At 68.8% G+C, this 22,010-nt stretch carries 17 protein-coding genes; 13 read left to right on the top strand and 4 right to left on the bottom strand.

The window, feature by feature from the left end:
- The first annotated feature begins 141 nt into the window (after positions 1 to 141).
- The 8 genes from FHR21_RS11045 to lexA all read left to right on the top strand — a co-directional run bounded on the left by FHR21_RS11045 (position 142) and on the right by lexA (position 8,733).
- On the top strand, positions 142 to 2,082 hold the full coding sequence (locus tag FHR21_RS11045; protein ID WP_184098189.1) for a peptidylprolyl isomerase: 1,941 nt from the start codon (positions 142 to 144) through the stop codon (positions 2,080 to 2,082).
- A gap of 4 nt (positions 2,083 to 2,086) precedes the next feature.
- Positions 2,087 to 3,604 carry an anthranilate synthase component I gene (trpE, locus tag FHR21_RS11040; protein WP_184098187.1) on the top strand — a complete coding sequence of 506 codons (1,518 nt, stop codon included), beginning with the start codon at positions 2,087 to 2,089 and terminating at the stop codon, positions 3,602 to 3,604.
- Between the two features lie 6 nt (positions 3,605 to 3,610).
- Positions 3,611 to 4,201, top strand: coding sequence for an anthranilate synthase component II (locus FHR21_RS11035; RefSeq protein WP_184098185.1), 591 nt, complete (start codon positions 3,611 to 3,613; stop codon positions 4,199 to 4,201).
- A complete protein-coding gene (gene trpD / locus FHR21_RS11030) occupies positions 4,198 to 5,196 on the top strand; it encodes an anthranilate phosphoribosyltransferase (protein ID WP_184098183.1) in 999 nt (332 codons plus the stop codon). The genes FHR21_RS11035 and trpD overlap by 4 nt, the downstream gene beginning before the upstream one ends.
- 124 nt (positions 5,197 to 5,320) lie before the next feature.
- The gene (gene trpC / locus FHR21_RS11025) at positions 5,321 to 6,106 is read left to right on the top strand and encodes an indole-3-glycerol phosphate synthase TrpC (protein WP_184098180.1); all 786 of its coding nucleotides are present in this window, start codon (positions 5,321 to 5,323) and stop codon (positions 6,104 to 6,106) included.
- Between the two features lie 217 nt (positions 6,107 to 6,323).
- A complete protein-coding gene (gene moaC / locus FHR21_RS11020; protein ID WP_184098178.1) occupies positions 6,324 to 6,797 on the top strand; it encodes a cyclic pyranopterin monophosphate synthase MoaC in 474 nt (157 codons plus the stop codon).
- A complete protein-coding gene (locus FHR21_RS11015; RefSeq protein WP_184098176.1) occupies positions 6,794 to 7,984 on the top strand; it encodes a molybdopterin molybdotransferase MoeA in 1,191 nt (396 codons plus the stop codon). Before moaC ends, FHR21_RS11015 begins: the two co-directional genes overlap by 4 nt.
- A gap of 65 nt (positions 7,985 to 8,049) precedes the next feature.
- Entirely contained in the window at positions 8,050 to 8,733 is a 684-nt protein-coding gene (lexA, locus tag FHR21_RS11010; RefSeq protein ID WP_184098174.1) for a transcriptional repressor LexA, read from the top strand.
- Here lexA and FHR21_RS11005 read toward each other — a convergent pair.
- Positions 8,687 to 10,834, bottom strand: a complete 2,148-nt coding sequence (locus FHR21_RS11005) for a ComEC/Rec2 family competence protein (RefSeq protein ID WP_184098172.1) — start codon at positions 10,832 to 10,834, stop codon at positions 8,687 to 8,689. The genes lexA and FHR21_RS11005 overlap by 47 nt on opposite strands.
- An 83-nt stretch (positions 10,835 to 10,917) precedes the next feature.
- Between FHR21_RS11005 and gltX the strand changes: the two genes are divergently transcribed.
- Both gltX and FHR21_RS10995 read left to right on the top strand, forming a co-directional pair.
- Positions 10,918 to 12,372, top strand: coding sequence for a glutamate--tRNA ligase (gltX, locus tag FHR21_RS11000; RefSeq protein ID WP_184098170.1), 1,455 nt, complete (start codon positions 10,918 to 10,920; stop codon positions 12,370 to 12,372).
- A 38-nt stretch (positions 12,373 to 12,410) separates the two neighbouring features.
- Positions 12,411 to 13,697 (top strand): citrate synthase, encoded by a 1,287-nt coding sequence (locus FHR21_RS10995; RefSeq protein WP_184098168.1) that lies wholly within the window; start codon positions 12,411 to 12,413, stop codon positions 13,695 to 13,697.
- A gap of 148 nt (positions 13,698 to 13,845) precedes the next feature.
- On the opposite strand, the gene FHR21_RS10990 is transcribed toward FHR21_RS10995, so the two are convergent.
- The 3 genes from FHR21_RS10990 to FHR21_RS10980 all read right to left on the bottom strand — a co-directional run bounded on the left by FHR21_RS10990 (position 13,846) and on the right by FHR21_RS10980 (position 17,427).
- Positions 13,846 to 15,222: a sensor histidine kinase gene (locus FHR21_RS10990; protein ID WP_184098166.1), complete on the bottom strand. Its 1,377-nt coding sequence runs from the start codon at positions 15,220 to 15,222 to the stop codon at positions 13,846 to 13,848.
- Positions 15,219 to 16,133: a hypothetical protein gene (locus tag FHR21_RS10985; RefSeq protein WP_184098164.1), complete on the bottom strand. Its 915-nt coding sequence runs from the start codon at positions 16,131 to 16,133 to the stop codon at positions 15,219 to 15,221. Before FHR21_RS10985 ends, FHR21_RS10990 begins: the two co-directional genes overlap by 4 nt.
- 79 nt (positions 16,134 to 16,212) lie before the next feature.
- A complete protein-coding gene (locus FHR21_RS10980; protein ID WP_184098162.1) occupies positions 16,213 to 17,427 on the bottom strand; it encodes a hypothetical protein in 1,215 nt (404 codons plus the stop codon).
- A gap of 233 nt (positions 17,428 to 17,660) precedes the next feature.
- Between FHR21_RS10980 and gyrA the strand changes: the two genes are divergently transcribed.
- The 3 genes from gyrA to FHR21_RS10965 all read left to right on the top strand — a co-directional run bounded on the left by gyrA (position 17,661) and on the right by FHR21_RS10965 (position 21,978).
- On the top strand, positions 17,661 to 20,405 hold the full coding sequence (gyrA, locus tag FHR21_RS10975; RefSeq protein WP_184098160.1) for a DNA gyrase subunit A: 2,745 nt from the start codon (positions 17,661 to 17,663) through the stop codon (positions 20,403 to 20,405).
- Positions 20,402 to 20,710, top strand: a complete 309-nt coding sequence (locus tag FHR21_RS10970) for a DUF952 domain-containing protein (protein ID WP_184098158.1) — start codon at positions 20,402 to 20,404, stop codon at positions 20,708 to 20,710. Before gyrA ends, FHR21_RS10970 begins: the two co-directional genes overlap by 4 nt.
- A gap of 425 nt (positions 20,711 to 21,135) precedes the next feature.
- Positions 21,136 to 21,978: a TauD/TfdA dioxygenase family protein gene (locus tag FHR21_RS10965; protein WP_184098156.1), complete on the top strand. Its 843-nt coding sequence runs from the start codon at positions 21,136 to 21,138 to the stop codon at positions 21,976 to 21,978.
- The last annotated feature ends 32 nt before the right edge of the window (positions 21,979 to 22,010 follow it).

The following is a 22,010-nucleotide window of genomic DNA, read 5'->3' as shown; positions in this document are numbered from 1 at the left end:
CGAAGAAAGCAAAATCACGCTCCTGCTTTCTGACTGAGTCACCAACTAAAGGCCTTCCCGCCTTGATGCGGCCGTCCTGCCCGCCTAAAGCAGCGCCCGACCGCGCGAACCCGCGCTCTCGTCTCGAAAGATTGCCCGTCGATGATTACCGCCCTTCGCCGTCTTTTCGGATCCACCCTCGGCAAGTTCTTCGCGCTCGCATTCGTGCTTCTCGTCGGCCTCGCCTTCGCGCTTGGCGACGTGACCGGCAGCGGCAGCTTCGGCGGGGTCGGCGGCGCCAATGTCGCGCGTGTCGGCAGCAGCGAGATCGGCCTCGGCGAACTGCGCGACCGCGTCCGCCTCGCCTATGACCAGGCGCGTCAGGACCAGCCGACGCTGACCATGGCCGCCTTCGTCGAATCGGGCGGGCTCGACCAGGTGCTGAACCAGCTCATCGAGGGCGAAGCGTTTGAGCAATATGCGAACGAACTCGGCTTCGGGGTCAGCAAGCGGCTCGTCGACGGCCGCATCGCCGACCTGCCTGTCTTCGCCGGCGTGTCGGGCCGTTTCGATCAGGCCCGGTTCGAAAGCTTCCTGCGCCAGAACAATATGACCGAGGCGCAGCTTCGCCGCGACATCCGCCAGCAACTGCTCGTCGAGCAGTTCGCCGAGCCGGTCGGCCGCATGCCGCGCGTTTCGCAGGCGATGGCGCAGCCTTATGCGGCGCTGTTGCTCGAAAAGCGGCGTGGTCTCGCCACCTTCATCCCGTCGAGCCCCTTCGCGCCCAAGACCGATCCCGGCGACAAGGCGCTCCAGACCTATCTGACGCAGAACCGGACGCGCTACAGCATCCCGGAACGCCGCGTGATCCAATATGCGCTGTTCGACCGCGACGCGATCGAGGCGCCGGCGGTGACCGATGCCGAGGTTGCCGACTATTTCAAGGCCAACGCCGCGCGCTATGCCGCGAGCCAGACGCGCCGCTTCGCGCAGGTGATCGCGCCCGACCGCAAGACCGCCGACGCCATCGCCGCCAAGGTCCGCGGCGGCTCGACGCTTGCGGTCGCCGCGCAGTCGGTGGGCCTGTCGGCCTCGACCACCAGCGACCTGACCCAGACCGCCTATGCCGCGACCACCACCGCCGACGCCGCCAAGGCCGCCTTTGCCGCGGGTCAGGGCGACGTGCTCGGCCCGACCCAGACCGACCTCGGCTGGGCGGTCGCGCGGGTCGAGAAGGTGACCGACGCGCCCGCCCGCAACCTCGCCGACGCGACCCCCGAAATCCGCGATCAGCTTGCCAAGAACAAGGCCGAAGAGGCGGTCGTCGACTATTACAACGGCATCCAGGACGCCGTAAACGGCGGCGCCGCGATCGAGGAGGTCGCGAACGACCGCAAGCTGACGCTCGTCGAAACCCCGGCCATCCTCCCGAACGGCCGCGCGCCCGACAAGCCCGACTACGCCCTGCCTGCCGAGTTCGCACCGCTGATCGCGCAGGCTTTCCAGGCGGCCGAGGGCGAAGGCCAGCTCGCGACGCTGGTCGAGAACCAGAAATTCGCCGTCTTCGCGGTCAAGTCGACCGTCGCCGCCGCGCCGCCGCCCTTCGCGAAGATCCGCGACGAACTGCTCGCCGACTGGCGCCTTGCCGAGGGGCAGAAGGTCGCGCGCGACAAGGCACGCGCGATCGTCAAGGCGGTCGAGGGCGGCAAGGATCTGACCGCCGCGGCGCGCGAGGCCGGGCCGAACATCGGCAACGTCCAGGCGATCGGCGGCAGCCGTGCCGAGCTGGGCCAGAACGGCCAGCCGGTCCCGCCCGAACTCGCATTGCTCTTCTCGATGGCGAAGAACAGCGTCAAGACGCTCGAAATCCCCGGCAATCGCGGCTGGATGGTGATCTCGCTCGGCGAGGTCGACCGCCCCAGCCCCAAGGATATCGAGCCGGCACGCGTCGCTGCGATCGCGCAGCCGCTTGGGCCGGCCTTCGGCAACGAGCTGGTGTCCGAGCTCGCCGCCGAGGCCAAACGGCGCGCCAAGGTCCAGATCGACAAGGACCTGCTCGAACAGCTTCGCAAGGAGCTGACCGGCACGGCGCCGGTCCAATAGGCCGGTGACGCTCGAAGGCAGAGCCGCCGCGCTCGAGGCGCTGGCGCAGGGGCGCGGCGCGGTCGTCTGGCAGCGGCTGATCGCCGACGTCGAGACTCCTGTGTCGGCGGCGCTCAAACTGATCGAGCCGGGACGCGGCGACTGGGTGCTCGAATCGGTCGAAAGCGGCGAGACGCGCGGGCGCTACAGCCTGCTCGGCCTCGATCCCGACCTGATGTTCGAGGTGACGGGCGATGCTGCGCGTATCAACCGCGACTGGCGCCACGACCGCGCGGCCTTTTCCCCAGTCGCCGCCCCTGCCTTGCAGGCGCTGCGCGACCTCGTCGCCGAATGCCGCTTCGACGTGCCCGAAGGGCTGCCCAAGGCCCTCGCGACACTCGTCGGCTTCTTCGCCTACGAAACGATCGGCCTCGTCGAACGCGTCCCGCGCGCGCCCGGCGCCGGGCTCGGCCTGCCCGACATGATCTTCGTGCGCCCGACGACGATCCTCGTCTTCGACCGCCTCGCCGACGAACTCTTCCTGATCGCGCCGATCTGGCCCGAGGCGGACGGAGCGATCGACCGGATGATCGACGCGGCGCAGGACCGCCTCGACAGCATCGCCGCGCGCCTCGAAACCGTCAGCGCCCACACCGATCGCGCCACGACCGAGGCGCAGCCCGACGCCATCGTCCGCAACGCCGCGACGACGCCGGAGCGTTTCGCCGACATGGTCCGCACCGCGAAGGATTATATTGCGGCGGGCGATATCTTTCAGGTCGTCCTGTCGCAGCGTTTCTCGACCCCCTTCGACCTGCCGCCCTTCGACCTCTACCGCGCGCTGCGGCGCATCAACCCATCGCCCTTCCTCTATTTCCTCGACCTGCCCGGCTTCGCGCTGATCGGATCGTCGCCCGAAATTCTGGTCCGCGTCCGCGACGAAGAGATCACGATCCGTCCGATCGCCGGCACCCGCCCGCGCGGCCGCACCAGTGCCGAGGATGTCGAGAACCGCGAATCGCTGCTCGCCGATCCCAAGGAGCGCGCCGAGCATCTGATGCTGCTCGACCTCGGCCGCAACGACGTCGGGCGCGCCGCCGAAGGCGGCAGCGTCACCGTCACCGACAGCTATACGGTCGAATATTACAGCCACGTCATGCACATCGTGTCGAACGTCATCGGCCGCCTGTCGCCGGGGAAGGACGCGATCGACGCGCTGTTCGCGGGCTTCCCCGCCGGCACGGTCAGCGGCGCGCCCAAGGTCCGCGCCTGCCAGATCATCGCCGAGTTGGAAGTCGACGCGCGCGGCCCCTATGCGGGCGGCGTCGGCTATTTCGCCCCCGACGGCAATATGGACAGTTGCATCGTGCTACGCACCGCGATCGTCAAGGACGGCGAAATGCACGTCCAGGCCGGCGCCGGCATCGTCGCCGACAGCGACCCCGCATACGAACAGCGCGAATGCGAAGCCAAGGCCGGCGCCCTCTTCGCCGCCGCGCGCGAAGCGGTTCGGCTTGCGGGCATGCCGGGTTACGGGCAGTAGGGCGCCATGATCCTCGTCATCGACAATTACGACAGCTTCACCTTCAACCTCGTCCATTATCTGGTCGAGTTGGGGGCCGAAGTGCGCGTCGAGCGCAACGATGCGCTGACCGCGGCCGAGGCGCTGGCTAGCGGCGCCGAGGCGATTCTCATCTCGCCCGGCCCCTGCACGCCCAACGAGGCCGGGATCAGCCTCGACCTCGTCGCCGCCTGCGCCGACGCGAAGCGGCCGCTGCTCGGCGTCTGCCTCGGCCATCAGGCGATCGGCCAGCATTTCGGCGGCACGGTGCAGCGCGGCCACCTGATGCACGGCAAGACCTCGCCCGTCTGCCACGACGGCAGCGGCCTGTTCGCAAACCTGCCCTCGCCGCTCACCGCGACGCGCTACCACAGCCTCGAGGTCGTCGATATTCCGCCCGTCCTCGCGATCAACGCGACTAGCGACGATGGCGCGGTCATGGGCGTCCGCCATGTCGAGCTGCCGATCCACGGCGTCCAGTTCCATCCCGAAAGCATCGCCACCGAGCATGGCCATGCGATGCTCGCCAATTTCCTTCGCATCGCGGGTCTGCCAGTGACGGAGCGACAAGCGGCATGAGCCGCTTCGGCCCCTTTCCCGATCCCACCCTCCTCCTCGACCATGACGAGGCGGAGGCGGCGTTCGCGACGATGCTCGACGGCGGCGGCAGCGACGAACAGGTCGCCGCTTTCCTCTCCACTCTCTCCGACCGCGGCGAGACGATGGTCGAGATCGCCGCCGCGGCGCAGGCGATGCGCGACCGGCTGATCCCGATCGAGGCGCCCGAAGGGGCGATCGACGTCTGCGGCACCGGCGGCGACGGGCACCACACGCTCAACGTCTCGACCGCGGTGTCGATCGTCGTTGCAGCATGTGAGGTCCCGGTCGCAAAGCATGGAAATCGCGCCGCTTCCTCGAAATCGGGTGCCGCCGACACGCTGGAAGCGCTCGGCCTCGACATGACGCGCGCAAGCGAAATGGCGGCCGCGCAGCTCGCCGACCTCGGCATCTGCTTCCTCTTCGCGGCGCACCATCATCCCGCGATGAAGCGCATCATGCCGATCCGCAAGGCGCTCGCCCGCCGCACCATCTTCAACCTGATGGGGCCGCTCGCCAATCCGGCGCGCGTCCGGCGCCAGCTCATCGGCATCGCCCGCCCCGCCTATGTCCCCGTCTATGCCGAGGCGATCCACCGGCTCGGCACAGATCATTCGCGCGTCATTTCGGGCGACGAAGGCATCGACGAATTGTCGCTCGCGGGCGGCAACGAGGTCGCGGTGGTCACGCCCGAGGGGGTCCGGATGCAGCGTAGCGAGGCCGCCGACGCAGGCCTGCCGACGCGCCCGATTTCGGAAATCCGCGGCGGCGACGCGGCCTATAATGCAAAGGCGCTGCGCGCGCTGCTGATGGGCCAGCCCGGTCCCTATCGCGACGCCGTCCTCTACAACGCCGCCGAGGCCCTCGTCGTCGCCGGCGCGGTCGACAATCTGGTCGACGGCGTCGAGGAAGCGGCCGAAGCGATCGACAAGGGCCTCGCCAACGCGCTGCTCGACTGCTGGATCGCCTATACGTGACCCGCACCACCGTCATTGCGAGGAGCCGCAGGCGAAGCGGCAACCTCCAGCCACCGTCCGTCGACAGCGATAGCCGGAGATTGCGTCGCCGTGCTTGCAATGACGAACCTATGGACCGCCTGCCATGAACAAGCTTACCGAAATCCTGGCCACCAAGGCGCAGGAAGTCGCCGAACGGCGCAAGTCGCGCTCTGTCGCCGCGCTCGACGCCGTCGACGGCGGCCCGGTGCGCGGCTTCGCCGCCGCGCTCGAAGCGAAGATCGCCGCGGGCGGCTTCGGGCTGATCGCCGAAATCAAGAAAGCATCACCATCCAAGGGACTGATTCGACAGGATTTCAACCCCACAAACCACGCCCGCGCCTATGCCGCTGGCGGTGCGGCCTGCCTCTCGGTGCTCACCGACGCCCCCTGGTTTCAGGGTCATGAGGAATATCTGATCGCCGCGCGCACCGCGTGCAGCCTGCCCGTGCTGCGCAAGGATTTCATGATCGACCCGTGGCAGGTCGCCGAAGCGCGCTCGATCGGCGCCGACGCGGTCCTGATCATCGTCGCGGCGCTCGACGACGGCGCGATGCGCGAGATCGAGGCCGCGGCCGTCGAGCGCGGCATGGACGTGCTCGTCGAGGTTCATGACGAGACCGAACTCGACCGCGCGCTGACGCGGCTCGATTCGCGCCTGATCGGCGTCAACAACCGCGACCTGCGCACCTTCGAAACGGACCTCGCGGTCACCGAACGCCTCGCGAAGCTGGTGCCGCCCGGCACCCTGCTCGTCGGCGAAAGCGGCATCGCCACCCACGCCGACTGCCGGCGGCTGGCGGCGAGCGGCGTCCACGCCTTCCTCGTCGGCGAAAGCCTCATGCGGCGGGACGACGTCACGGCGGCAACGAAGGCGCTGCTGGAGGGCTGACGCGAGATGTCGGCTTTAGGGTGGGGAGCGGCCATACCCCAGCTTCGTCATTCCCGCGAAGGCGGGAATCCAGAGCGTGCGTCGGCTGACCCCACACTGGATTCCCGCCTTCGCGGGAATGACAGGTTATAAAGCGCCGATCGTCGCCTTTCGGTCGCTACCGGCCGACGACGCCCCCCCTTGCCTTTTCCGCCCCGCATTGCTTCGCTCATCCGCGATGACGAACCGACCGACTCACCTCGACGAAAGCGGCGCCGCGCATATGGTCGACGTCGGCGCCAAGCCCGCCACCGAACGCCGTGCCGTCGCCGGGGGCCGCATCACGATGACTGCCGACGCGCTCGAAGCGATCCGCAGCGGCAACGCCTCCAAGGGCGACGTCCTTTCGACCGCGCGCATCGCCGGGATCATGGCGGCTAAACGCACCGCCGACCTCATCCCGCTCTGCCACCCGCTCGCGTTGACCAGGGTCAGCGTCGATTTCGACTGGGAGACAAACGGGATTGCAGTGCGTGCGACCGCCGCGACCACCGGCCCGACGGGGGTCGAGATGGAGGCGCTGACCGCCGCCTCGGTCGCGCTGCTCACCCTCTACGACATGGCGAAGGCGCTCGACCGCGCGATGGTGCTGGAGGGCATCCGCCTGCTCGAAAAGAGCGGCGGCCGTTCGGGCGACTGGCGCGCGGAATGAGCGGCCTGCTTCCGGTCGAAGAGGCGCAGGCGCGAACTCTCACCCTTCGCACGCCGCTTTCGCCAGAAACTATCGCCTTTTCCGAATGCTTTGGGCGTTATCTCTCGCAACCTGTCACCGCCCTGCGCGATCAGCCTGCGGCGGCGCTGTCGGCGATGGACGGCTATGCGATCCGCTTCGCCGACCTGCCCGGCCCCTGGACGATTGCCGGCGAAGTCGCCGCGGGCGCCGTGCCGTCGCGTGCCCTTGGGCCGGGCGAAGCGATCCGCATCTTCACCGGCGCAATGCTTCCGGAGGGTGCCGATACGGTAGTCGTACAGGAGGATGTCGCCGCGAAGGGCGCGACGCTGACCCTGACCGGCGACGGCCCCGCCGCGCGTGGCCGACATATCCGCCCTCGCGCGGGCGACTTCGCCGCGGGCGCGCCTTTGCTCGATGCCGGCGCCCGCCTGACCCCCGGGGCGATCGCCGCGGCGATCATGGCCGGCGCCCCCGCCGCCCCGGTCCATCGCCGCCCGCGCGTCGCGATTCTGTCCACCGGCGACGAACTGGTCGAGCCGGGCCGTCCGCTCGCGCCCGGGCATATCCCCGACAGCAACGGCGCCATGCTCGCAGCGATGCTCGCGGCCGAACCCGCCGCCGTCGCCCTGCCCCTGCACGCCCGCGACGAGCGCGGGACGATCTCCAATATATTGAGGGAGTTGGCGCGCCATCATGACGTCATCGTCACCATCGGCGGCGCGTCGGTCGGCGACCACGACCATGTCCGCGGCGCGCTGGCCGATGCAGGCGGGGCGGTCGATTTCTGGCGTGTCGCGATGCGCCCGGGCAAGCCGCTGATCGCCGGCACGCTCGGCGAGGCGGTGCTGCTCGGCCTTCCCGGCAATCCCGCCTCCGCCTTCGTCACCGCGACGCTTTTCCTGCTGCCGCTCGTCCGCCACCTGGCCGGCGCGCGCGACCCGTTCCAGCCGCGCGGGCAGGCCCCGCTCGCCGTCCCCCTCGCCGCCGGCGGCGACCGCCGCGACTATCTGCGCGCGCGCCTCGACGGCGGCGCCCTCACCCCGCTCGACAGCCGCGACAGCGGCCAGACCCGCCCTCTCATCGCCGCCAACGCGCTGATCGTCCGCGATCGCGACGCCTCGGCCCGCGATGCCGGTGCACTTGTCGACTATATCGCGATCGCTTGACAAGTTCCGCTCTGTTCCACTATCGTTCTCCATATGTCCGGCATAAGCAGCATGGAGACCCCAAGATGTTGACCGCGAAGCAGCATGAACTGCTCCACTTCATCCAGCAGCGGCTCGAGGCGAGCGGCATCTCGCCCTCGTTCGAGGAGATGAAGGAAGCGCTCGGACTCAAATCGAAATCAGGCATACACCGGCTGATAAGCGCCTTGGAAGAAAGGGGTTTCCTTCGCCGTTTACCCAATCGGGCCCGCGCGCTGGAGGTGCTCAAGCTCCCCGAAGCCGCCAGGGCCGACACAAGGGGCCATCGCGACGCGGTCGTTCCGCTGCGCAAGCCTGCGCCCGCGCTGCGCCCGATCGCCGCCAACGACATCATCGAGGTGCCGCTCCACGGCCGCATCGCCGCGGGCGTGCCGATCGAGGCGTTCGAGGATCACAACCAGCTTTCGGTTCCCGCCGCGCTGCTCGGCACGGGCGAGCATTATGCGCTCGAGGTGTCGGGCGACTCGATGGTCGAGGCGGGCATCCTCGATGGCGATTATGCCCTGATCCAGAAGGCCGACACCGCGCGCGAGGGCGATATCGTCGTCGCGCTGGTCGACGGGCAGGATGCGACGCTCAAATATTTCCGCCGTGAAGGGCCGATGATCCGCCTCGATCCCGCCAACAGCGCCTATGAGCCGCAACGCTACGAGGCCGGGCGCGTCATCGTTCAAGGGCGGCTGTCGGGACTGCTTCGTCGTTACCACTGACCTGCGGCGGTCGGCGCCACGGATGCTCGTCGCCCGGACGGCGCGCTGCGACGGCATGGGGCGGCGCGCCCAGATAGAGCGCCAGCCCGCCGCTTTCGGCAAGCGTGTCGCGGTCGATCGTCAGCCAGCGCGCGACGCATTCGCGCGGTAGCCAGCGCTCGCTGATAACCACATCGGCCGCCGCGCAGGCGGGGGCCATCGCCGCGCCTTCGATCCGGTCGCGTCCGCGTTGGGCCAGAATCATTAGCCCCTTCTGCTGCCAGCGACAGAAATCGCGATTGCAGGCGACCCGATCGAGGTCGGCGAGCGCCACGAAAGGAACATCGGTGCCGGCGGCTTCGGCCATCGAATCGCGCACATAGTCGCCCGCACGCTCGCGCAGCAGCGCGTAGCGGCCATCGGGCAGCGCTGCGGCGATATGGCGCCCGTCGCCGCTCACCAGCAGGTCGGGGCGCGGCTGCGTCAGCAGCACGGCGGCGCCCATCGCGAGCGGCAACGCGCCGCACCACCGCCAGCGCGTCTGCCACAAGAGCAGCCACAGCCCGCCGAATATCGCAAGCCCAAAGGCCCAGCGCGGGAAGATCGGCAGCGCCGCGATCGCCCCCGGCGCCGCCGCGACATGATGCGCGAGCGCGATCAGACCGCGCAATGCCTGTTCGGCGACCCACCAGAAAGGCGCGCCGATGCCGACAGGATCGAACAGCAGCGCCAGCGCCTCGGCCGGCATGATGACGAAAGTCGTCAACGGGATCGCGACGACATTGGCGAGCGCGCCATAGAGACCCGCCTTGTGGAAATGAAACAGCGCGATCGGCGCCAGCGCCGCCTCGACCACGAAGCCGGTGATGAGCAGCCCGGCGAGTCCGCGCCCCCAGCGCATTGCCCACCCCTCGTCGCGGCGCGCCAGAAAGGCGCGCATCCAGCGGCTTTCGTGCAGCGCGATAATCGCCGTCACCGCCGCGAAGCTCAATTGAAAGCTCGGCCCCGCCAGCGATTCGGGCCGCCAGACGAGCACGAGCAGCGCGCCCGCCGCGACGAGCCGCAGCGTGATCGCCTCGCGCCCGAGCAGGAAGGCCGCGAGCACCAGCAGCGACGCGATCAGCGAGCGCAGCGTCGGCACCTCGGCCCCCGCCAGCCATGTATAGCCCGCGCCGGCCAGCGCCCCCGCCGCCGCCGCGAGCGGCAGCACATGTCCCGCGAGCGCGAGTCGCCGACTGAGCCCGAGCAACCGCATCGCCAGCAGCATCGCGAAACCGATCACCGCGGTGACGTGCAGCCCGCTGATCGACAGCAGATGCGCGAGCCCACTGCGCCGCATCGCTTCGGCATCCGCATCGCTGATCGCGCCGCGGTCGCCGGTGACCAGCGCCGCCGCGACTCCGCCGGGCGACCCCGGCACCGCCGCGTGGATATGCGCGCTCAGCCGCGCCCGCAGCGGCTGCTCGCCCGTTCCGGCGCCCGGCGCGCGCGCGATGCGACCGAGCGCGGTGCCGACCGCGCCGATGCGGTCGAACCACGCGCGCTCGGCGAAATTATAGCCGCCCGGCAGGCTCGCCGACGGCGGCGGCATCAGCCGCGCCCGCAGCCCGATCGCCTCGCCGGGCGCAATACCGCCATCCTGCTCGCCGCGCAGCGTCACGCGCAGCCGCGGCGGCAGGTCGGCGCGCGCCTGCGGCCGCACGATCAGGCGGACCTGGTCGCGCGCCGGAAGCGGCTCGACGCTTTCGACCAGCGCCGAAAAATCGGTCGTCACCGGATAGGCGAGCACCGGCGCCGCGACCCACGCCGCACGCGCCCATATCAGCAGCAGCCCCGCCGCTGCCGCCGCGCAGCCGATGGCGACGACACGCCCGGCCCGCCGCTGCCACCCGATCACCGCGCCGATCAGCGCCCCGCCGGCCAGCAGCAGCGCGAGGCCGGCCCATTGCGCCGCCGCCGGCAGCGCAAACCAGCCCGCGATCCCGGCGCCGAACGCCACCGGCAGCCACAGCCCGATCCGCTCACGCTCGGCGTCCAGCCGCGCCTCAGCGGCCGCGCCGGCCCGCGCCAGCACCGCCTTCACACGCGGGTGAATGGGCGTTTGAAGCGACCTTGTCGCCATGCTAGGGGCTCCCCCGAAACCCGTCCCCCGAACGATCGCCCCAACGATCGCAGGGGACGCCAAGGTGATGGAAAGAGACCCGAGTGGCAACCGAAAACCCGCCCCGACCGGCCGACGCGACCGGTGCCGCCGTCGTGACGCGCTTCGCCCCCTCGCCGACCGGCTTCCTCCATATCGGCGGCGCGCGTACCGCGCTGTTCAACTGGCTGTTCGCGCGCCACCATGGCGGCCGGTTCCTGCTCCGTATCGAGGATACCGATCGCGCCCGTTCGACCGAGGCGGCGATCGACGCGATTCTCGACGGCATGCGCTGGCTCGACCTCCATTGGGACGGCGACGCCGTCTATCAGTTCGCGCGCGCCGCCCGCCATGCCGAGGTCGCGCAGGAGCTGCTCGCCAGGGGTGAGGCCTATCGCTGCTATCTGACGCAGGACGAACTCGCCGCGATGCGCACCGAGGCGCAGGAAAAGCGCATCCCCTTCCGCGTCCGCAGCCCGTGGCGCGAGCGTAGCGACGGCGATCCCGCCGCGCCGCACGTGATTCGCCTGCGTGCGCCGCAGGAGGGGGCGACGACGATCGACGACCGCGTGCAGGGCGAAGTCACGGTCCAGAATGCCGAACTCGACGATTTCATCCTGCTGCGCTCGGACGGCACGCCGACCTATATGCTCAGCGTCGTCGTCGACGACAACGACATGGGCGTGACCCATGTGATCCGCGGCGACGACCATCTGAACAACGCCTTCCGCCAGCTTGGCCTGATCCGGGCGATGGAGTGGCGCGAGCCCGTCTATGCCCATGTTCCGCTGATCCACGGCGCCGACGGCGCCAAACTGTCGAAGCGCCACGGCGCGCTGGGCGTCGACGCCTATCGCGACGAGCTTGGCTATCTGCCCGAAGCGGTGAACAATTATCTCCTGCGTCTCGGTTGGGGCCACGGCGATGCCGAGATCATCAGTCGCGAGCAGGCGGTGGACTGGTTCGATCTCGCGAATGTCGGCCGCTCGCCCTCGCGCTTCGATTTCAAGAAGCTCGAGAATCTGAACGGCCATTATCTGCGCGAGGCCGACGACGCACGGCTCGCCGGACTCGTCGCGCCGCGCGTCGAGACGCTGGTCGATCGCCCGCTGGACGCCGCCGACCGCGCACGGCTGACGCGCGCGATGGAGTCGCTGAAACCGCGCGCGAAGACGCTGGACGAGATCGCCGACGGCGCGGTTTTCCTTTTCCTGCCGGACGCATTGCCGATGGAGGAGAAAGCTGCGACACTGCTGCGCGACGCGCCCGCGGGACTGATCGCGGACGTCACCGCGCGGCTGCGGGGATTGAACGACTGGACCGGCGAATCCGTCGAAGCCGCGGTGCGCGAAACCGCCGACGCCGCCGGACTCGGCCTTGGCAAGCTCGCCCAGCCGCTGCGCGCTGCGCTCACCGGACGCAGCGTGTCGCCGGGGATTTTCGACGTGCTGCTGCTGCTCGGGCGCGATGCCAGCCTGGCGCGACTTGACGCAGCGCACAATTTTCCGGCAGGGGCGTAGCCGCAACGATTTTGGCCCTACAGATCAGGGGAAGAGATATGACCGACAAGACCGCCACCATCACCCTGGGGGGCAAGAGCACGGAAAGCCCCGTCCTGTCGGGCAGCGTCGGACCCGACGTCGTCGACATCCGCAAATTCTACGGCCAGACCGGCGCTTTCACCTACGATCCCGGCTTCACTTCGACCGCGAGCTGCGAATCGAAGCTGACCTATATCGACGGCGACGAGGGCGTGCTGCTCCACCGCGGCTATCCGATCGGCGAGCTTGCTGAACATTCGAACTTCATGGAAGTCAGCTATCTGCTGCTCAACGGCGAACTGCCGACCGCCGACGAACTGGACAAGTTCACCTATACCATCACCCGCCACACGATGGTGCACGAACAACTCGCGACCTTCTATCGCGGCTTCCGTCGCGACGCGCATCCGATGGCGATCCTGTGCGGCGTCGTCGGCGCGCTCAGCGCCTTCTATCATGATTCGACCGAGATCCATGACCCGCACCAGCGCATGGTCGCCAGCCACCGGCTGATCGCGAAGATGCCGACGATCGCGGCGATGGCGTATAAATATTCGCTCGGCCAGCCCTTCGTCTATCCGCGCAACGACCTCAGCTACACGGGCAATTTCCTGCGCATGACCTTCGGCGTTCCGGCGGAGGAATATGAAATCGTGCCGGCCGTCGAGCGCGCCCTCGACCGCATCTTCATCCTCCACGCCGATCACGAACAGAATGCGTCGACCTCGACCGTTCGCCTCGCCGGCTCGTCGGGTGCCAACCCCTTCGCCTGCATCGCGGCGGGTATCGCCTGCCTGTGGGGCCCCGCGCATGGCGGCGCGAACGAAGCGGCGCTCAACATGCTACGCGAAATCGGCCGGCCCGAGCGCATCCCCGAATATATTGCCCGCGCCAAGGACAAGGACGACCCGTTCCGCCTGATGGGCTTCGGGCACCGCGTCTACAAGAATTACGATCCGCGCGCGACCGTGATGCAGAAGACGGTGCGCGAGGTGTTCGACGCGCTCAAGGTCGACGACCCGATGTTCGAGGTCGCGCTGCAACTCGAGGACATGGCGCTCAACGACGATTATTTCATCGAGAAGAAGCTGTTCCCGAACGTCGATTTCTATTCGGGCGTGATCTTGTCGGCGATCGGCTTCCCGACCACGATGTTCACCGTCCTCTTCGCCCTCGCCCGCACCGTCGGCTGGGTCGCGCAGTGGAACGAGATGATCTCCGATCCCGCCCAGAAGATCGGCCGCCCGCGCCAGCTCTACACCGGCCCGACGCAGCGGCCCTATGTGCCGGTGGAGAAGCGCTGAGCGACATAAAGAAGGATTGGCTCTCTCCCCTTCAGGGGAGAGATACGAAGGCTTGCGAGCTTGCTCGCTAGCCGAAATTGAGAGGGGCCGGTGTGCGTGACTCCCCCTCTCCCAACCCTCTCCTCTGAAGGGGAGAGGGCTTTCGTCGCTACTCCTCGTCCCGCGCCGGCAGGCTCAGCGTGAACCGTGCCCCCTGCCCCGGCGCGCTGTCGATGACCAGGTCGCCGTCCATCGCCCGCGCCAATCGCCGCGCGATATAAAGGCCCAGCCCGGAGCCGCCGCTGTCGGTGCGGCCGAGCCGCTCGAATTTCTCGAAGATGACCCCCTGTTGCTCCGCCGACAGCCCCTGTCCCTGGTCGGCCACGGTCACCGTCGCACGGTCGCCGTCGCGGTCGATGCGAATCCAGATCTGCGAATGCTCCGGCGAATAGCGAATCGCATTTCCGAGCAGGTTGAGCAGCACCTGCAACACCCGCCGGAACTCGCCCCACGCCGGCGCCCGGTCGTCGGTGCGCGGCGCGTCGATGCGAATCCCCTTTTCCTCGGCTTTCATGCCGAGCAGCCCGACCGCGCGTCGCGCCAGATCGCCAAGGTCGATTTCGTCGCGCGCCGCGCGGAATCCCGGCCGCTCGATATTCTGAAGATCGGCCAGATCGTCGACCAGCCCCAGCAGGTGCCGCCCCGCGTGCGCGATATCCCCGGCATAGCGCGCATAATCGGCGCGGATCGGCCCGTCGAACTGGCCCGAGATCGTCTCGGCGGTCGCGATGATCCGGCTCAGCGGCCCGCGCAGCGCGCCGTCGATCCGTCGCCCGAAGGCGGGATCGGACAGCGGCAGCGACCCGAAAGCCGGATCGGATAGCGTCGGCGCGGTTTCGGCCGCTTCCGCCTTCCCCGTGGGAAGCGCGGTGCCGCGAAAGCCGGTGAAGCGCGCCGCCGCATCGAACAGCGGCTCGCCCGCCAGCTCCATCGCCCGCGGTCCCGCCGGCCCTTCGGCGCGCGCGCGCTGCCCCTCGAAGCCGGCCTGCCGCGCCAGCGCGCGCAACACCGCAAAGCGCCCATCGTCGTCGGGCAGCAGCTCAAACAGTTCGGACAGCGACCGCGCCTCCCAATCCGTGGGGGTCGGCACGGCCTCGGTCCCGGCGCGCAGTGCGACAAGGCGAAGCTGGGCGTCGCATTCCCACGTCCAGCCGCGCGGGCTCGCCGCCGCCTCGGGCAACGCAGGCGCCAGCGGTTGCCGGGTCGGCCTCGCGCGCCAGTCGCTGATTTCCAGGCTCGCGCCCTCGGCATCGGGCAGGACACGGACCAGCGCGTGGATGTCGCTATGATCGTCGGCGGCATAGAGCGGGCGCGAAATGTCGCGCTGCAATCGCTGCGCCAGCGCGACCAGCCGCGCGAGCTGCGGCAGCGCCAGCGGCTTTTCCAGCCCCGCCCCCGCGCGCTGCTGAAGCCGCAGCAGTGGGTCGTCGGCGCTGACCAGCGCCCCCGATCGGTCGATGCGGCCGTGGATGATGCGCTCGCTCATGCCCCGCCCTCCGGCACCGCGTCGTCGAGCCAGCATCCGGCGAGCGCGCGGCCCGAAAGCCGCGCCAGCGACGCTTCGAGCGGAGCCAGCGCGGCGCGGTCGAGGCGCAGCGGCGCGAGCAGCGAGGGCAGCGCGGCCGCCTCGGCGGTCAGCAGCGCGAGCGCCATGTCGCCATAGCGGCGGCGATGCGCGGCGGCCGCCAGCGCGATCAGCGCCGGCCAGTCGTGCCCCGCGATCGCCGCGGCGGCGGCCTCTGCAACGCCGCCCTCGTCCGCCAGCGCGTCGTGATAGTCGCGCGCCGCCGCGTCGATTCCGCGCTCGCCCGCCTGCGCCGCGATCAATGCGCGGACCGTTTCGCCCAGATCGGCCGCCTGTGCGCCGTCATCGGCAAGCGCGCCGAGCCGCCACGCGGCGATATCGAGCAGCAGCGCACGGAACACTTCGGGGTCGAGGTCGGCGGAGGCGAGGCACGGATTGCCGAGCGCGTCGCCGCGCCGCCGATCGGCGATGTGAAGTGTCAGCCGCGCGCGGTCGGCGGGCGACAGCGGCGCACCCGCGGGCACCGCGTCGACGCCATCGGCTTCGACAGGCGGCGGGCTCTCGCGCAGCGCCGATTGCGCGCGCCAGCGATGCTCCTCGGCGCGCGCGAAACAGGGGGCGGCGAGCCGGTCCGCGGCCGGCAGTCCGCCGCGCAGCCAGTCGTGCCACAGCGCCGCGCCGTCGATCGCGGGGTCGAGCCGCGCCGCAAGCTCCACCGTCAGCCGCCGCGCGATGCCCAGCGACAGCGCGCGCTGCTCCTCGGTCAGCCGCCCGGCCGTTGGCGCAGCCAGATAATCGGCCAGCTCGCGCAGGCGCGCCGAAAGCGACGGCGACGCCGGATCGATGCCGGAAGGGGCGATGGAGTCACGCATGCGTGCCCGCCATAGCAGCATCGCGTTAATGCGCTCTAAACCTTGAAGCGCATTGTTTTCCCCCGCTCTTAACGCGCCCTTACCGCGCCCCCGGTCGCCGCGCGAGGCGGAGCCAGAGCATGATCTGGAGCAGCGCGAGCAGCGGCAATATCGCGAACATCAGCGGCGCAAAGCCGAAAAGCAACGACGGCGCGAGCAATATCCACGCCTCATCGGCATCGGGTAGCAGCCAGTGGAAGCGCCGTTTCTCGCCCGCATCCTCGTAAAGCCAGCGCGCGAGCAGGATCGTCGCGGCCAGACAGGGCGCCAGCGCGGCCTCCGAGAATTTCGGCACCTCGTGCGCGCTTCCCCCCAGCGAGAGCAGCCATGGGAACAGGGCGAGCAGCAGCCAGGCGAAGCTGCGGATGGCCGCCCGCCAGCGGTCCTGCGCCGCGCTTTCGGCGCGGAACGCCGCCAGGAAGCGCATCGCGGCGAGCCCCAGCCCGCCGAACACCGCGACCAGCGCTCCCGCCGCCGCCAGCCCGCTCGCCGCCAGCAGCGCCACGATCGCCCATAAAAGCGCCGTGATATAAGGCAGATAGCGCGCGGTCGCCGGCGAACGCACGAGCAGCGGTCCGGCGAGCCGCACCAGCGGCATCATGATCGCCGAGCGGCCGAGCCCCATGCCGCCATATTCGACCCGCTGCAGGCTCGATTGCTCGATCAGCGCCGCGGTCGGACGGTCGGCGACGATCGCGATCTCACCCTGTTCGAACAACGCCGGCTCGCAATAGAGTCGCCGCGCGCCCGCCTGCACCGCGATGCGCAGCAGCGTCAGCATCATGTCCCATTCGCCGGGCATGGCGGCAAGATCGGCGACCATCGGCTGCGTGATGTTGGCGAGCCCGCCCCAGCGCCGCGTCGCGTCGATCCGCTCGAACCCCTGCGTCAGCATCGTGTCGCCGGTGACCAGGATCGCCGCCGATCCGGGCTTCGCGATCGCGGCATAATGGGTGCCGCCGGCGCGCAGCCCGTCGGCGACGAGCAGGATATGATCGTCGGCCTGGACCAGCGGCATCAGGTCGCCCGCCGCGCGCACCGGCGTCACCGTCATGCCGCGGCGGCGGATGCGGTCGCAGGTGGCGAGCAGTTCGCCCGGCACCGCGCCGACCGCCACCGCCATATGCGTGACGCCGACATCGGCGAGCCGGGCCGCCTGCCGCTCGAGCAGCGTCTCGCCCGCGATGGCGACGAGCGCGCGCAGCCCCCCGTCGGGCAGGATTTCGCTGGCGCCGACCAGCGCGATCAGGGCCATCGGGCGGCACCGTGCGGAAAAGCTGTCATCGCGCGAGAGCTTTACGGCGAGCGGAGCGATTGGCAAGCCGCTTGTCGGCCGCCATGACGGCACGAAAAGGCACAAAAGGACGCCAATTCCCCGGCCGCCGCGCGCCGGAAAAATTTGGCCCGAAAGAGGCCGAATCGCTGGCCTTTTCCGCCGCCATCGGCTAGTCCGGTGCCACCTCCCGAAAGAAGAAAAAAGGCCGGGTCTTGACCGAAGAAAATACGCCTGTTCCGCCGTCCGACGACGGTGTGTCGCCGATCAACATCGTCGACGAGATGAAGACCAGCTACCTCGATTATGCGATGAGCGTGATCGTCAGCCGCGCGCTCCCCGACGTGCGCGACGGGCTGAAGCCGGTGCATCGCCGCATCCTTTATGCGGCGCAGGAGGGCGGCTTCATTCCCGGCCGTCCTTACAAGAAATCGGCGAAGATCGTCGGCGACGTGATGGGCAATTATCACCCGCACGGCGACAGCGCGATCTACGACGCGCTCGCACGCATGACGCAGGACTGGTCGCTGCGCGTGCCGCTGATCGACGGTCAGGGCAATTTCGGATCGATGGACCCCGACCCGCCGGCCTCGATGCGTTATACCGAGGCGCGGCTCGCCCGGACCGCGATGGTGCTGCTGAACGACCTCGACAAGGACACGGTCGACTTCCAGCCCAACTACGACGCCAGCCGCGAAGAGCCGACAGTCCTGCCCGCGCGCTTCCCCAACCTGCTCGTCAACGGTGCCGGCGGCATCGCGGTCGGCATGGCGACCAACATCCCCCCGCACAATCTGGGCGAGGTGGTCGACGCCTGCCTCGCGATGATCGACCGCCAGCTCGAAGGCGGCACGCCGCTGAGCATCGAAGAACTGATGCAGATCGTCCCCGCCCCCGATTTCCCGACCGGGGCGAAGATCCTCGGGCAGGGCGGCGCGCGCAACGCCTATACCACGGGGCGCGGCTCGATCATGATGCGCGCGACGCACGCGATCGAGGATGGCCGCGGCGACCGCCGCTCGATCGTCCTCACTTCCATCCCGTTCCAGGTCGGCAAGTCGGGCCTCGTCGAAAAGATCGCCGAGGCGGCGCGCGACAAGCGGATCGAGGGCGTCTCCGACATCCGCGACGAATCGAACCGCGAGGGTGTCCGCATCGTCATCGACCTGAAGCGCGATGCGACCGCCGACGTCGTGCTCAACCAGCTCTGGCGTCACACCCCGGCGCAGTCGAGCTTCCCCGCCAACATGCTCGCGATCCGCGGCGGCCGCCCCGAAATGCTGGGACTGGCGGACATATTGTCCGCCTTCATCGCCTTCCGTGAAGAGGTCATCACCCGCCGCTGCAAATATGAGCTGGCGAAGGCGCGCGAGCGCGCGCACATCTTGCTCGGGCTCGTCGTCGCGGTGTCGAACCTCGACGAAGTGGTGCGAATCATCCGCGGCGCGCCCAATCCGGCGGCGGCGCGCGAGGCGCTGCTCGCGCGCGAATGGCCGATGGGCGAGATCGCCCCCTATATCCGCCTCGTCGAGGCGATCGAGGGCGAGATGGAGGAGGCCGCGACCTACCGCCTGTCGGAGACGCAGGTGAAGGCGATCCTCGACCTCCGCCTGCATCGGCTGACCGCGCTCGGTCGTGACGATATCGGCAACGAACTCAAGGTTCTGGCGACTGAAATTGAGGAACTGCTTTCGATCCTCGCCGATCGCGTCAAGCTCTATGGTGTGATGCGCGAGGAACTGGTCGCGGTGCGCGCCGAATTCGCCACGCCGCGCCGGACGATCATGGCCCCTGCCGCCGACGGCATCGATGACGAGGATCTGATCGAGCGCGAGGAGATGGTCGTCACCGTCACGCTCGACGGCTATATCAAGCGCACTCCGCTCGACACCTTCCGCGCCCAGCGCCGCGGCGGCAAGGGTCGCGCCGGCATGGCGACGAAGGACGAAGATGTCGTCACCGAACTCTTCGTCACCTCGACCCACACGCCGGTTCTGTTCTTCTCGACGCTCGGCAAGGTCTATCGGATGAAGGTGTGGCGTCTGCCCGAGGGTGGGCCGGCGACGCGCGGACGCCCGATGATCAACCTGCTGCCGCTGGCGCAGGGGGAGACGATCTCGACCGTCCTGCCGCTCCCCGAGGATGAGGCCGAATGGGGCAAGCTGCACGTCATGTTCGCAACCGCGAAGGGCAGCGTGCGTCGTAACAGCATGGACGCCTTCACCAACGTGCCCTCGAACGGCAAGATCGCGATGAAGTTCGAAGGCGAGGACGAGGACGACAGGCTGATCGGCGTCGCGCTCCTGGACGAGAATGACGACGTGCTGCTCGCGACGCGGCAGGGCAAGGCAATCCGCTTCGCCGGCGACGAAGTGCGCGCCTTCCAGAGCCGCAATTCGACCGGCGTGCGCGGCATGAGGCTGGCGAAGGAGGACGACGAGGTCATCTCGCTGTCGATCCTCCACCGCGGCGGCATGCGCGATCAGGACGAGCGCGAGGATTATCTGCGCTTCGCCCCGTGGAAGGCGGAGAAGGACGGCACCCACACGATGACCGACGAGCGTTTCGCAGAGCTGGCGGGGCGCGAACAGTTCATCCTCACCGTCTGCGCCAATGGCTATGGCAAGCTGTCGTCGGCCTATGAATATCGCCGTACCGGCCGCGGCGGCCAGGGCATCACCAATATCGACAATATCCGCCGCAACGGCCCGGTCGTCGCCAGCTTCCCGGCGACGCAGGCGCATCAGTTGATGCTCGTCACCGACCAGGCGAAGCTGATCCGCATGGGCCTCGATTCGCTGCGCGTCATCGGCCGCGGCTCGGCCGGTGTGCGCCTGTTCGACGTCGCCGACGGCGAGCATGTCGTCTCGGCCGCGCTGATCGAGGAAAGCGAGGAGGCGGCGGACGAGACTGCGGTGACGGAAGCCGAAACGGCGACCGGCGAGACGGGCGGCGAATGACCGCCGCCACCGCCTTCAAGATACTGACCGCCCAGCAATGGGCCGATTTCGAGCGCGAGCGCGTATTTCGCGGCGCGCCGGTCGACGTCGCCGACGGCTATATCCACCTGTCGACCGCCGACCAGCTCGAAGGCACGCTGGCAAAGCATTTCGCCGACGAACGCGACCTGCGCATCGCCGAGGTCGACCTCGGCCCGCTCGGCGATGCCGTCCGCTGGGAAGAATCGCGCGGCGGCGCCCTCTTTCCCCACCTCTATGGCGAATTGCCGATGCACGCGGTCGTGGGCCTCAGCAAGCGGGATTGATAATGCGCGCGCCCTTCCCCCTTGATGGGGGAAGGATACGAAGCCTTATCGCGAAGCGATTAGGCGGAGTTGGATGGGGGTGACGGTTCGTCATGGCATCATCGGCCTCGGACCGGGACGGCGTTTATAGGTCCTGACCCTAGTCACGTGGACCTGACGTTCATCCCATAAAGATCGTCATGCTGAACTTGTTTCAGCATCCATGGCCGGCTCTTTCCTTTTACGCTGCGTTTGTTTCGAGGGCAGGCCATGGACCCTGAAACAAGTTCAGGGTGACGATTACCAATGACGCGAGCTTCGTTTCCACTATACTAGCCAGCAAGCTGGCAAGTCTCGCTGCCCCCCATAAAGGGGAAGGACGGTGGTTCCATCATCCGCCATATCCCCCGATTGACGCCCCCCACCAATCGGCGCACCTTCCTTCCATGACGATCGCCATCACCCCCAGCGGCCAGGCGTGCGGCGCGCGCGTGACCGGCGTCGACCTCACCCGCCCGCTCGCCCCCGAGACCATCGCCGACATCCGCGCCGCCTGGCTCGACCATCACGTCCTCGCTTTCCCCGATCAGAGGATGAGCGACGACGATCTCGAACGCTTCACCGGCTATTTCGGCGGTTTCGGCGACGATCCTTTCATCAAGCCCATTCCCGGCCGAAAGCATATCATCGCGGTCAAACGCCGCGCCGACGAGACCGCGCCGCTGTTCGCCGAAAACTGGCACAGCGACTGGAGCTTTCAGGCGCGTCCGCCAGCAGGCACCTGCCTGTTCGGCCTCACCATTCCTCCGGTCGGCGGCAATACCGACTTCGCGAATCAGCACGCCGCGCTCGACGCAATGCCCGATACGCTGCGTGCCCGGATCGAAGGAAAAATGGCAATCCACAGCGCGCGCGGCGGCTATGCTCCATCGGGCATGTACGGTACGCGGGATGCGGGCCGCAGCATGGACATCCGTTCGGGCGAGGAAGCGCTGGCAACGCAGACGCACCCGATCATCCGCAAGCACCCGGAAACCGGCCGCGAGGGACTGTTCGGCTGCGCCGGCTACATCATCGGCATCGAAGACATGGACGATGCGGAGGCGCTGCCCCTCCTCTACGAACTGGTGCAATGGCAGGGCAGCGAGCCATTCCGCTATAGCCACCAATGGGAGGCGAACACGCTCGTCATGTGGGACAACCGTTCGGTCCTCCATCGCGCGACCGGCGGCTACGACGGCCATGACCGTCTGCTCCACCGCACGACGATCGCGGCATGGGACGGATAGGGAAACCCGGCCGCCCGATCCCCGATATCGAG

This window comes from Sphingopyxis panaciterrulae, from assembly GCF_014199295.1.
GTDB lineage: Bacteria > Pseudomonadota > Alphaproteobacteria > Sphingomonadales > Sphingomonadaceae > Sphingopyxis > Sphingopyxis panaciterrulae.
Note: the sequence above shows the minus strand (reverse complement) of the source record. Positions and strands in the feature narration are given on the sequence as shown.